Raw genomic sequence first — 13,510 nt, forward strand, 5'->3', positions numbered from 1 at the left:
ATTCGCCATCAAATTAATCGGGAGATGAGGCTTGCCGATGCCTCTAAAGTGGCGAATATGAGCAGGAAGCTAGTTTACCCAGTGAATATCGGCAACTGACAAAGTGAGGTGTCGTGAAACCATATGCATCCAGTCCTAGTGCAAATATCTCAAATTTGGACATACTTGTTTTACTCTTTGAAGAGCAGAGTCTTTGTTGTCCTCCTACTTTCCTCGCTTGTACCTCTGCTATTGATTGGTGGGACTTCCTATTACACAATCGCTTCCATGCTGGATAACAAAATTGTCAACAGTGTACAGAATCAGTTGAATTACACTGCTTTTTCATTAGAAAAGGAACTCAAAAGTTTAAACCATGTTGCCATGCAATTGTCTTTCGAACAAGAAGTCGGCAAAGATCTGAGTCGATATTTAGCCTCCGATTATTACGATAGATTCCAACTGGAGCAGGAGATAAAAAATTATATTTTTCTAATTACGTATACGAATCCGAACATAGGGCTTATCCATTATTACTTCTCTGATACCAAACAATCGGTATTTACAGATACAGGTATTTCACTTGACCTTCACCCGGATGAACTGCCGAAGCTTTACAGTTTCGGCGGGATTTCTTACCATGCCCTTCACCCTTCGATTGACATATTGTCCGATTCACTTGTCCTTTCTGTCGATCGCAGGATTTTTATTCCCGGATACGACAATTTGCATATTTATGTGGAGACGAGCCCGAAATTACTATCTCAACTACTGGGCGATAATCAATCCGGAATGACAACAGCCTATCTAATGTCGGATACTCAGAACCGAATCGTGTACAGTGAAAATGTGGTTGAGTTTACGTTCGGGTCCATACTCTCGCCTGAGAATTCAGGCTTGCCATTCCGTAAAACTCAGAACAGCTATCTATTTTCAGAAAAGTCGAGCGAAGGTTGGGGATGGACCGCCGTTATTCCGAAGGTTGAATATGACAAGGAGAAAAACAGCTGGATTCGGCAATTCGCCCTAATCGCAACTGTAACACTTATGGCGGCGCTAGGATTCGCATGGATGCTATGGAGAACCGTATACAAACCGCTTACGGGATTTAACAAAGAGATCCGGTTATTCCAGGTGGGAAGCTTACATTCTCCCTTGAATTATCCTAAGATCGCCGAATTCGATTATGTGCTTGATCGATTTGAAGAAATGAGGCAGCGGATCCGGCAGCTTCTGCTTGAAGTTGAACAGAACGAAAAAATGAAATCACGCTTAGAGGTAGAAAAGTTGCTGTTTCAGATCAATCCGCACTTTATTCATAATACGCTAGATACGGTTCGTTGGTTGGCGCGATTAAATGGGCAGGAACAAATTGAGAGGCTCGTCTCACTACTTAACAAAGTGCTTTATTACAACATGGGCAAAGGTGGAACGGCTACATTGGGGCGGGAAATCGCTTGCCTCAATGATTATGTAGCCTTACAGCAAATCCGGTATGATTTTAAATTTGAAGTCGATATACAGGCAGGGGATGAACTGCTGAATGTACCGATCCCCCGATTTATTCTTCAACCCCTTGTGGAAAACTCGCTTTATCACGGAATAGGGGACAACGGATTGATTATAGTCAAAGCCGGGTTTCAAGGTGAGGATCGTATTCGAATCGAGGTGAAAGACAGCGGATTGGGAATGGACGTGGAGGAAATCAGGCGGGTACTCGATAGCAGCACAGAGGAAAGAAGAAAGACCGGAATGGGCATTGGTATCCATTATGTGAACAGGATCATTAAAGTGCAGTATGGAGACCGGGCAAGTCTTACTATAAGGAGCGAACCAGGCATTGGAACTTCAATCGTTTTGCTAATTCCGATCATTGATGAACCCGAGGGTGCATAATTTTCCGCTAAAAGGTTAAGAATCATCCCCAAAATAGGGAATAGCATTGAGAAACGTCGTACAATACTGGAACAATTTAAGGATAATACTGACCTCTCGAAGGGCTTCCGTGTTCTAGAATAGATATAGACTCTAGAAACGATGAACGGGGTCTACTCTAAATTATAAGGAGGGTGTCCATTGATTGGAAAAAAGAAAGCGGTATCAGTACTTATGGCTTCTGTGTTGCTATCGACTGTTTTAGCAGCGGGCTGTTCAAGTAAGAGCGAACCACCGGCATCTAAAGGAAGTCGGACCTCCACGAATGCGGAAGAAAAGAGAATCAAGATGAGCATGTTTATGAATAACTCGGGTATCGCTCATCCTGAGGGAGTCGACCCAAGTAACAACCCTTATATCAACATTGTTGAGGATTATGCGAACGTTGACCTAGAGGTGGAGGTGCCGAACTATACGGACTTCAAAACAAAGTTCAATCTCATGCTATCTTCCGGTAACTTACCGGATATCCTGCATACGGTGTATGCGGACGAGACAAATCAGCGAGCAGATGAAGGTGCTTTTCTAGATTTGAAGGCCTTCTATGACAAATCACCGATCATTCAGAAGTACATAACACCTGGAATGATGGAAATGGCAAAATCGAGTTCAGGACATTTCTATCGAATACCTATGTCTTGGACGTCAGTACCGCAGGGAGAAGGCGTCATGGCACGCTATGATCTTGTCGTCAAATATAACGAGGGCAAATGGCCTGAAACTGTTGAGGAATGGATCGATCTGTTGCGCAAAATAAAAAAGGCTGAGCCGAATTCTTTACCAATGTCTAACCGGGTTGTGAACGAGTATGGGATCGCATATGGAGGCTTGCCTATCTTTTATTGGCATGGAGCGAGGCCAAATTCATATCGGATAGAGGGCGGTAAAGTCGTCAGTACCTTTACACTGCCGGAGTATAAGGCGGCCGTAGTAGTGATGAAGCAGTTATATGACGAAGGGCTTCTGGATAAAGAATTTGCAACAACCGACGGGGCAAAATGGACGGAAAAGAGAAAAAACCGAAACGTGTTGTTTGAAGTGAACACCGCGGATCAGATGATTCCAACCGGAGCCGTAAAGCTCCCGGAAGATGCACACAAAGAGACCCAGATTGCGCCTCCTCTCAAGAAGTATCCTTCTGTCCTGAAAGATACAAAGTATGTCCAGCCTAAGAGATCGTATCCCATTAATGCTCACGGCCTATACATTTCCTCGAAAACAAAGGATAAGGATCGGGCGTGGAAAGTAATTGAAGGATTTGCTTCAGATAAACTCCATGAAGCTATTTTCTGGGGGAAAGAGGGCGAGGATTTTAAAATAGAGAACGGTAAGAAATTACCGATCGATGGGCAAGGGCTCGCTAATGCAAATAAAAGATATGCTCTGCACCTCAGTCTAATTTTTGGTTTCAATGACAGGAAAGAATCCAGCATTGCAGCCGCTGAGAAAGCAATGGATAAGGACGAGTTCAAAAGACGAATGGACGGAATGAAAATGCTAGAAGATGCGGCGAATGCAACCGGCTTAGCGTTGGATCCATTTGTAGTTTTGTCTGCCGATACAGTAAGTAAAAAAACGGAATCGAATCAGTTCATATCGACGGCGACGATCGAAGCGATAATGGGAAAGATTACGTTGGAGCAGTTCGATCAAAAGGTCGAAGAATACAAGAAGAAATACGGGTTCATTTACGATGAATACACAAAATATATGAACCAAAACAAGGACCGGTTGAAAAAGCTTGGTGTTAAAGAAGTCGATTGGTAATGAACGTGTACCCGCATGAATCGAACCGGCGTCGTGCAGACGACGTCGGTTCTCCGTGGTTCCGTTCATCTTATAGCGAGCTAAGCATGTTGAAAAGGATGATACAGGGGGGGGATTAAGGCCGATGAAAGTAGGTATGAGTTCTGCAACAAGTAACATACGGCCAACCGTAAAACAAAAGCGGAGAGTGAATATGAAGACGCAGTTCGCACTTTATACGCTCCTTGCACCGACACTAGTTTTACTGGTTGTTTTTAAATATATTCCAATGTATGGGGTTTCTATTGCCTTTCAGGATTTTTCACCGTTTCGCGGTATCACTGGAAGTCCATGGGTTGGAATGAAGCATATCCTTACTTTTCTAACGGATGATACTTTTTGGCGAGTAATGGGTAATACGCTCATCCTTAACTTTTACGATTTAATCTTCGGTTTTTCGGCTCCGATCATATTCGCGATACTTGCTAATGAACTTGTTAACACTACTTTCAAGCGAATTACGCAAACGATATCGTATTTGCCGCATTTCTTGTCATGGGTCGTTGTTTCGGGCTTTTTCTACCAGATCTTATCGCCTAATGAGGGCATATTCAATTTGATGCTCGGCTGGTTCGGCATCGAGCCGGTCTTTTTTATGACAGAAAAAGAATTATTCCGAGGTATAGTAGTTTCGGCTGGGATTTGGAAGGAAGTGGGCTGGTCGGCCATTCTTTATTTTGCCGTCATTGCCGGAATCGACTCCAGCTTGTATGAGGCAGCTAAGGTCGACGGCGCCGGTCGACTCAGGCAAATATGGCATATCACGCTCCCGGGAATGGTGCCCATGATAGTGCTGCTGCTGCTTTTAAGATTGTCTAATATATTTGAGATCGGTTTTGAACGTTTGTTTCTACTACAAAACCCTCTAGTGCTTGAGGTTTCCGACGTTATCAGTACCTACGTATATCGTATTGGGTTACAAAATTCGCAATACAGCCTGACAACAGCAATCGGTTTCGTGCAGAGCATACTTGGCTTCCTATTGTTAATCACCGCGAATAAGCTGTCAAAGAAGCTCGTAGGCGTAGGACTATATTGAAAAGGAGGTGAAGAGATGCTGCACCGCTCGACATCAGGACGAATATTCGATGTTTTCAATTATTTGTTGTTTATTTTATTTTGCATATCTATTCTGGTACCGTTTATAAACGCAGTAGCGATTTCACTCAGCAGCTATGACGCAGCAGCGATTGGTAATATCGGACTATGGCCCAAAGGGTTCAACATAGAAGCCTACCATAAGCTTGCGTATAGCAAACAGTTTATACGCACGTTCCTGAATACCGTGTTTCTTACCGTCGTTAATACGGCGCTTGTCATCATGTTATCACTTGCCGCCGGGTATGTAATGGCGCATAAACATTTGGTGGGTCGCCGGTTAATATTTACTATTCTTATCATTCCGATGTATTTCGGTGGGGGACTCATCCCAACTTACCTGCTTGTCAACAAGCTGGGTCTGAATAATACTTACTGGGCTCTTATTCTGCCTGGCATCGTAAACATTTTTTATATTATCGTATTCCGCAATCAGATTAATCAACTCCCGCAAGAGTTGATCGAGTCGGCAGAAATCGACGGGGCGAGTGAAATGCGCATCTTGATCAACATCATCCTTCCGCTTGTTTTGCCCATGGCTATGGCTTTTGTCGTTTTTAGTGCTGTGGCTTATTGGAACGAGTGGTTTAACGTCTTGATCTACATTCGGGATAAGAAGATGTGGACGTTGCAATTTCAATTAAGGGACATCCTGGTAAGCGCACAGTTGATCGATGCGGAGATGGAGAGTTCACTTATTAAAGACGAGACGGCAATACATCCGAACAATTTAAAAATGGCTGCGTTAATGCTTACTATACTGCCCATTATCATCGTGTATCCTTTTGTTCAAAAGTATTTTATACATGGTCAGCTTGTAGGTGCAGTGAAAGGTTAATAGCGGGGTACAACGAGTAACCAGTTAATTGACCCCCTAAATTATGAGCGAGGTGATTCCATGTTTACCAAGTTGAAATGGCGACAATTGGTAGTCATGCTTTTGTTAGTTTGCCTTCTAGCAAATTCCTTTACTTGGCCCGGATTCCTTTCAGTCGCCCATGCGGCACCAGCCGACAACTTGCTTCTTAATGGAGACTTTGAACAGCTGGGTACCAACGGTAAACCTGCTGACTGGGCAGCCTTCCAACCATCAAGCATATTCGAATCGGTGACCAGTACGGTATATCACGGTAATCGCAGCATCAAGCTTTCAAGCACCGGTGTTAACGGGCTGCGAAGCGCAAAAATGGCAGTCACCCCAGGCAACATCTATACGGCAACAATCCACTCCTTCAATGAGAAGGGAGGATCTTCCTTATATATGGAGTTTTGGAATAGCAGCAATGTTCGGATTGCGGTCAAGACACAGGACAACAACTCAGTAGGGACATGGGTGCAACATAAGCTGATTATGCAGGCGCCGGCCGGGGCAGTAACAGCTACAATTTTGCAATACCAGGGCACTGGGAGTGCGGGGGCGGTCACTTACATTGATGATGCTGCTTTTGTAATGTCCAAACCGGTTAGTACCTCCTTTGCAGATTTGAATTTGACTACTCTTTCGCCAACTGTAACGGAAAGTACATATGGCGACGCGAGAGTAATCGAAAGTACTGAAGCGGGACAATTCGCAGTATTCGAGCTTCCGGTTGAATTGGGTGGGCAATATGAGCTGCGGATGGAAGGCGCTGCAAATACAGCCGGAGGCATTGCGGATGTGTCATTGGAAGGTCAATCCATTGGAACCATGAATTTTTATGGAAACAGCGGAGGCGAAGCCCAATCGATCACTACAACCTTGCATTTATCATCCGGCAATCACGAGTTGAAGCTGGAAGCGACGGGTAAATCGTCAGAATCCGGAGGGTATCGGTTATTGCCCAAAAGAATCTTACTTACCCTTAAACAATTCGATAACCTCATCGAAAGTGTAACCCTCCGAATATCGTCCGGAAAGTCCAGGCTTGCAATAGGGGATACGGACTCCATCGTGGTGAGCGGGAAGATGACGGATGGAGCAATTGGAGATTTGAAAGGCGCACAAATTCAATACGAATCCAGTAACTTAAGCGTTGCAACCGTTGATGGGACCGGCAATCTCGTTGCAATCAGTAAGGGCATCGCCACAGTCAAGGTCACCGTAACAAAGGATGGCGTTACTCATAGCAGCTCCATTCCAATTCGTGTGATGAGTGCGGCAAGTAAAGCGGACAATATCCTTTTTAACGGCGGCTTCGAGAAATCGACTAGCGGAAAGCCGGATGGTTGGGTGGCCTACCAAGATAATTCTGTGTTTGGAATTGTAAACAGCCCTGTCCGCACTGGAGGCCAGAGCGTGAAGCTCACTAGTAATGGCGCCAACGGTCTTAGAAGTGCTCCAATTAAGGCGCTGCCGGGTATTACCTATAAAGCTTCAACCTATTCGTACAACGTGAACGGTACCTCGGCTCTATATCTGGAATTTTGGAATAGCAATAATCAACGAATCGGTGTGAAGACCGCAGCTAACTCGACTGTCGGTAAATGGGGATATATGGAAAGTACTTTGGTTGCACCGCAGGGCACGGTTACTGCCACAGTCTTAATGTATCAAACCACCGGCAATATAGGGGTAACCTACTATGATGATGCAGAGCTTGTTGCTAACCCTAGCTATTATGTGTTCGGCGAAATGAAAGAATCGGGCCGATCAACGGGACTGACATCAAGTTCAACCGGTGATTTCCTGCTGCTCGAAGGCACCACTATCGGGCAGTATGCTGAGTTTGAGCTTCCGGTTGCGGTTTCAGGCCAATATAAGGTGCGGTTAAACGGAGCTACTTCCTCTAATGGCGGGATGGCTCAGGTAGAAATTGACGGTCAACCTATAGGGACTTTTGACTTCTATGAGCCTGGGGAAATAGGAGAAGGGGAGAAGCAGTTAGACGTAACTTATGCTCTCGATGCAGGTGTGCATCGATTCAAGCTGCAACTATCAGGAAAGAGGGAGGCATCCGGCGGGTATCATATGCTACCCATTCAAGTTTCTCTTGTATTGGATGTGCTAAACGAATATAAGAGCAAGCTTGAGGGGCAGGTTGCCGAGGTAAGCATCGGACTTGACATCGTGAAAGCTAACCTATTGCCTGGCGGCGCTTCCGCGGATATGTCTCTGGCAACGCAGACAGTACAATTGGACCAGAAGCTGCAGACGATATTGCAACAATTAGGGCACCCGTACATCAGTATGGAAACCATCTTTGATCTCATTGATGCTGCAGACGGTATGATTTGGGAAGTCAAGCGTCTTGCCAATTTCGTTGAATCCAGGAAAGCGCGCCCTACTGCGCCATTTGGACTGGCAACTTCAGATTCCATGACTCTCGTATATCCGAATGACCTTCCTTGCCAATGTTCAACGGGTCCAAGCCGCTTATCCTTGGCCGGAGGCGAATATGAGAATATCCAAGCCGCTGTCCTAGCGTATGATACGACCCTCCATAATGTGAAATCGATTGTACAATCCATTACCGGACCGGATGGAACGGCGGTTTCTTCATCCGTGCTGAAAGCAACGGTAGCGCCGCTTGGCTCGGTTTTGATAAGGCCGGCAGGTTATCCATTGCCAAAGCTAGTCAACAGCCCTGGCAATTACCACAGCTGGACTCCGGATCCGATCCGTTCGGATTTGGCTTCCGTGGATATTCCAGCCGGGACTATCCAACCCTACTGGGTGGAGATCCATGCTGCGAGTCATGCCCAATCTGGAACTTATCGTGTGACGGTGGTGTTCGAAGCCGATGGTATTGAAGGACAGACCTTAGACATAGAGGTAACCGTTTGGCCGTTTTCGATTCAGGAGCGACCGTTGTTACCAACCTCGATGTCTTCAAATCCAGTAAATATCTATAGTACTTATGGTCTTACCGATCCGGAAGAGAAGAAACAGATGTGGAATAAATATGTCGATTTCCTTGAAACCTATAAGATTGAGCCGGATTTGATTTATCGTGGTACCCCTCCAACTGTCGAGGAATTACGAAGAATTGACGAAAAATGGGGATTGAAGCAATTTAATATTCTGTATATTGACCCCCGTGTCGGTTTCGATTTAAGCAAGCCGGAGACGTGGCAAGCGCGTATTGATATGTTCCTGAATAAGATCGGTACAGCTTTGGCGGAATATGAACATGCCGGCTTTGCTGACAGGGCTTATGTATATGGCTTTGATGAGGCAACAGGGCAGTACGCGACCTTGGCGAAGACCATTCTAAAGCAACTCAATGACACATTTCCGAATCTCCCCGTTATGACAACCTATTGGGGAGACCCGACTTATGGTGAGGCGAGCGGGCTCAGTGGGCTATTCGATATTTGGGTGCCTTTGGTCGATAATATTGACCATAATGCACGGGTAAGGGCACAGCAGCGAGGGGATCAAGTATATTGGTATATCGCCGTAGGGGTGCGAAACCCGTACCCGAACTGGTTCAACGGATATCAGCCTAGTGATACCAGAGTCTTAATGGGACCTCTATCTTACAAGAGAGAGGTCGATGGTTTCCTTTATTACAATATTTCACGATGGAACAACTATCTTCCCATGTCTGACGGAATTCTAAGCAATTGGAACCCGAGAACGTTCCCGGGCGCCGACGGAGACGGATCGTTATTTTATCCGGGGCCGGAGGGTCCGCTAGCCTCGCAGAGGTTGAATAACTTCCGTGACGGTATGGAGGATTATAACCTGCTGTCGGAGCTGGAGCTTCGGCTTAACCAGACTGCAGGTGTACCCGATCATGTAGCTGCACAGGCAAGGGAACTGCTCCATACCGGCGCAGTAGCAGCTGACGAAACCCACTACACGAAGGATCCTGTCGTGTATCGTCAATGGCGTGAAGCGGTTGCGAACATGATTATCAACCTAGAGCCATACAAGGAGATCGTGTCCGTTACTTATACGGGTCAACGCGTTGCCGAAGGATCGACCCCTTTGCAGCTCGTTTCACAAGTGCAGCAAGGGCCGAACGGAACACCCGGGGATCTAGAAGGGCTGCCAATCCGTTTCACGATTCAATCGATCGGTGCAGATGGTTCGCGTACTCCAGTTACCGTACCGGATTTACAGAAGGTGTACACTACGGACGCTCAGGGCAAGGTAACCACCAACATTATGTTGCCCGCCGGCTTGTATGATGTTCGGGTAGATTTGCTGGATAACAGATTCTATCAAGCAGCAAATACTTCTGCAGACTTGGCAGTTACAAATTCAATTCGTCAAGAAGTGAATTTCTATGGGTTTATTCGATTACCTGCTGTCAGTATGTTCGGAGCTGTCGGAGAGAAGATGCATTTTAACGTAAACTTGGGTCTTACGAATGAAGAGGGATGGCGTATGCACGTAGAGCCGCAGGGTGTAGACTTGAACATTACTTCTGTGGATTGGGTGATCGCTTCAGGCAATAACGAATATTTGCAAGGCAAGATGCAATTAGGTGGAATCGAGTATACTGTGCGTGTGATGGTCAGCAATTCTGTCAGACCACAAAATGACGTTGTTACTATCCAAGTGTGGAGCGGCAACGGTTCAGCCGGAGCTCCACTAGTCAACTTAAGTGCGGATTTCAACTAGGTATGTGGGCTGGATAGAGCCCTAATTAGAATATAATGAAAAAGTTCTTCTCTGCGAAAAGAGACATACCTCTTTAATGTTGTTGAGGAGAATATGTCTCTTTTCGTTTCGAACTCTCTTCCAAATTTAAAAGGAAATTGGTTTGTACGGGTCGAATGTAGAACCCCAATATCAAGGCTTTAATAGAACTTTTCTGTACAAGAAAGAGATCCATCCTAATGCCAAGTACGAGTAACATGATTTAACATGAATGCCACAGGGGGAACAGCATGCTAAAAGTCCTGATCGTCGATGATGATAAATTGGTGCGAAAAGGTCTCATTTATACCATGCCTTGGGATGATTACGAAATGCAAGTTATTGGGGAGGCCAATAATGGAAAGAAGGCTCTCGAGTTTCTTGAGCAGTATGAGATTGATATTTTGGTTACGGATCTGGCTATGCCAGTGATGGACGGCATCGAGTTGATGCGCACTGTGCGAAGATTATATCCACATATATGGATAGTCGTTCTGACGTTTCATCAGGAATTCGATGTTATTCAGCAAGCTTTACGTATAGGAGCTATTGATTACATCGCAAAAGTGCAGTTGGAAAAAGAACAAATGGAGGTGGTGCTTGGCCGAATTGCAGATCGGATACGGGACGAAATGAACCAGACTGCCCGCCATAAGTCCATCAGTTCCAGCACGGCTGCAAAAACAAAGGCAGATGAGTTCCTTGTCTTCGTTAATCTTTACGGGCGGTCAAATTTCGAAGCACTACAATCACTGCCGTTCGTTCATACTAGATCGTTGATTAGTATTGGGTTCGGAATGTGGTTGCTAGAGAGCTTCGATACCAAAGGTTGGGAAAACAAGTCAGATACGCTAAGCCAGTATGGCCTTGAACAAGATTGGGCCATAATCTTGGTTACTGGAACGTATGCGAACACCAATCATGAATGGTATGCAAATCTGCGAGCATATAAAGAGCATTCGTTTTATTATGATTTTGAAAAGGGACGCAGCCTATACAACCTTTCGGGTGATATGCTTGTTGAACAAAGGCTGCAAATACTTTCCGAATCCGATATGATCGAGCTTCAGGAGAGTTGGACCTCCTTATTTTGGGTGATGGATGACACTATTTTCAACAACTTAATTTTAGAGACTGGAAGGCTTCAACCGCCCGTTTCACAATTGGAGAGCATATTTTTTTCAGCAGTGACGGAGTGGAGACGATTTGTTCCGGATCTATCCATTACCCCATTTGACACTATACATCCGTTTCCCAATTGGTCGAATAGGGTTGAATGGCTGCAGACGGTTCGTTGTAACCTGCGAAGGAAACTGAGTAATACTTATTCGGAAGAAGTGGTGCAGAGTATCGTGAAGGCGGTTTCATTTATTCGCCATCATTTTAACCAGGAAATGCGACTTGCCGAAGTCGCCAAAGTGGCGAATATGAGCAGGAGCTATTTTAGCCAATGTTTCAAGGATATTGTCGGTCAATCCTTTAACAATTATATCCGGAGTATTCGAATAGCCTATGCAAAAGAGCTGCTCCAGCAAACGGCAAACCCGATCTACTGGGTGGCGGAAAAATGCGGGTACTTTAACGAAAAATATTTCAGTAGGGTATTCTTCGATCAAGTTGGAGTATTGCCCAGTGAATTTCGGCAACTGCCGAAGTGAGGTGAACAAAACGTGCCGCGTCTAAGCGAAAAATATATACAAGTGGCCGATGCCCTTGTGATTCTGAAAATCTAACCCTTTCCATTAATATCGGGGTATCAGCATTCTCATTAATTCTGACGCCACACTCTACAGTATCGACACGTTTTGGCGAACGAACTACATTGCAGATGTGTCCGAACTGGTTGAGCTCTTAACACCGGAGACCGAGGACCGTGATCCTTCGGTGATTTTCCTTCCGGTGCTGGTAGGTATGGTCGACAATCATGCGACCAGACAGATCATGGAAAAGGCATTCCGGTCCGAGCGTATTCCAACGATGATCTATGTCGACGTGGGAGTCCACGGCGTTTCCCTGGATCGCTGGGATAATCCCAAGCCCGAAACAGGGAACGGAGGCCAGATTGTTGTTGGTTTGAAAGTTAACGGCACATGCTGCCTGGAGCCGGTAGGGACGCTTTATCCTGATGTTCTTTCGGATACCGAATCCCGTATACCGGGATGCGGCGAACTCATCCAGTCGGCACCACAGCGCTGTGCTACAAACAAGATGGCCGCGCAACTGACGAATAACATCTTGAACACTCTGTTACCGAGAAATCCATTCTGGTTCACTCGCTTACTCCCCAGATCAGGAAAAGCTCTTTGCTGAAGCCCGGAAGTTAAAGGCGAAACAGAGTGGTTCCTCTCAAAATCATATGACGATCCCTACACGGCAGTCAGACGCAGAATTTGAAGTAAGTGGCGAAGGCTACGGCGACGATGCAGACGAGGAAGAGTGGGGAGATGATGATGACGAAGAAGAGCGGGATGACGACGAGGATGTGAGCAACGAATGACAATCCCGGCGTGCTGGTTATCTCGGGAAGAACAGGTGCAGGTTGTTATAGCCCCTAGTCAGAATCGCTATTCGAAATACCCGACCACGAGGTTTAAGGCTGCACGGAAGGACGGCAGCCACGTCTTTATCGATCGGCAAGACATTCTGCTCGAGGAGGAAGAGAAGCTCATTGATGAGCTCTCAACGCGCTCGGAACGTTACAGCATCATTCTGAAGCAGCTCATGAAGCAGGGTGTACCCTTCAATCAGCCGCTGCAACAAAGAATGGCGAAGCGTGATGAGCAAATCTTGCTTCAATATTAGACAGGCCTATGGGTCAATGTCATTAAGTTAAGGCGAAGAGCCCAAAATTAAGAACAAGAGCAGGTTATCGAAAAGATAGCCCGCTCTTTTTTTGCACGAAAATAAAAAATAGAACTTGACAAACAGTTGGTAATGTGTGGCGAAGCCCCTTGAAAAACGAGGAGGTTACGCCAATGGATGAGTACGCGAATTCGCTAAAAGAAACGCTGACATCCCTCATACGAGAAATGGCAGCTGCACCAGCACCTTATGTCAAAAATCCTGAAAAAGATTTTACCCGCAAGAAAAAGCTGCCCTTTGACACGGTTATGCAACTCCTGA

The 13,510-nt window shown here is 45.7% G+C and carries 8 protein-coding genes; all 8 read left to right on the plus strand.

Going from position 1 to position 13,510, the window contains the following annotated elements:
- The first annotated feature begins 267 nt into the window (after positions 1-267).
- On the plus strand, positions 268-1,875 hold the full coding sequence (locus tag FE783_RS20915) for a sensor histidine kinase (protein WP_158301946.1): 1,608 nt from the start codon (positions 268-270) through the stop codon (positions 1,873-1,875).
- A 180-nt stretch (positions 1,876-2,055) separates the two neighbouring features.
- Positions 2,056-3,681 (plus strand): extracellular solute-binding protein, encoded by a 1,626-nt coding sequence (locus FE783_RS20920; RefSeq protein WP_138881331.1) that lies wholly within the window; start codon positions 2,056-2,058, stop codon positions 3,679-3,681.
- Positions 3,682-3,805: 124 nt separating this feature from the next.
- Positions 3,806-4,759 (plus strand): ABC transporter permease, encoded by a 954-nt coding sequence (locus FE783_RS20925; RefSeq protein WP_202916227.1) that lies wholly within the window; start codon positions 3,806-3,808, stop codon positions 4,757-4,759.
- 15 nt (positions 4,760-4,774) lie between these two features.
- On the plus strand, positions 4,775-5,656 hold the full coding sequence (locus FE783_RS20930; protein ID WP_138881332.1) for a carbohydrate ABC transporter permease: 882 nt from the start codon (positions 4,775-4,777) through the stop codon (positions 5,654-5,656).
- 60 nt (positions 5,657-5,716) lie between these two features.
- Positions 5,717-10,369, plus strand: coding sequence for a glycoside hydrolase domain-containing protein (locus tag FE783_RS20935; protein ID WP_138881333.1), 4,653 nt, complete (start codon positions 5,717-5,719; stop codon positions 10,367-10,369).
- 269 nt (positions 10,370-10,638) lie between these two features.
- Positions 10,639-12,045, plus strand: coding sequence for a response regulator (locus tag FE783_RS20940; RefSeq protein ID WP_138881334.1), 1,407 nt, complete (start codon positions 10,639-10,641; stop codon positions 12,043-12,045).
- A 172-nt stretch (positions 12,046-12,217) separates the two neighbouring features.
- Positions 12,218-12,697 carry a hypothetical protein gene (locus FE783_RS20945; RefSeq protein WP_138881335.1) on the plus strand — a complete coding sequence of 160 codons (480 nt, stop codon included), beginning with the start codon at positions 12,218-12,220 and terminating at the stop codon, positions 12,695-12,697.
- Between the two features lie 183 nt (positions 12,698-12,880).
- The gene (locus tag FE783_RS20950; protein WP_138881336.1) at positions 12,881-13,189 is read left to right on the plus strand and encodes a hypothetical protein; all 309 of its coding nucleotides are present in this window, start codon (positions 12,881-12,883) and stop codon (positions 13,187-13,189) included.
- The last annotated feature ends 321 nt before the right edge of the window (positions 13,190-13,510 follow it).

This window comes from Paenibacillus mesophilus, from assembly GCF_005938385.1.
In the GTDB taxonomy this organism is placed as follows: domain Bacteria; phylum Bacillota; class Bacilli; order Paenibacillales; family NBRC-103111; genus Paenibacillus_AB; species Paenibacillus_AB mesophilus.

What these genes read in the sequence shown, in the direction of transcription:
- FE783_RS20915 (WP_158301946.1), top strand. Translation starts at nt 268, where the DNA reads ATGCTGGATAACAAAATTGTCAACAGTGTACAGAATCAGTTGAATTAC.
- FE783_RS20940 (WP_138881334.1), top strand. Translation starts at nt 10,639, where the DNA reads ATGCTAAAAGTCCTGATCGTCGATGATGATAAATTGGTGCGAAAAGGT.
- FE783_RS20925 (WP_202916227.1), top strand. Translation starts at nt 3,806, where the DNA reads ATGAAAGTAGGTATGAGTTCTGCAACAAGTAACATACGGCCAACCGTA.
- FE783_RS20935 (WP_138881333.1), top strand. Translation starts at nt 5,717, where the DNA reads ATGTTTACCAAGTTGAAATGGCGACAATTGGTAGTCATGCTTTTGTTA.
- FE783_RS20930 (WP_138881332.1), top strand. Translation starts at nt 4,775, where the DNA reads ATGCTGCACCGCTCGACATCAGGACGAATATTCGATGTTTTCAATTAT.
- FE783_RS20950 (WP_138881336.1), top strand. Translation starts at nt 12,881, where the DNA reads ATGACAATCCCGGCGTGCTGGTTATCTCGGGAAGAACAGGTGCAGGTT.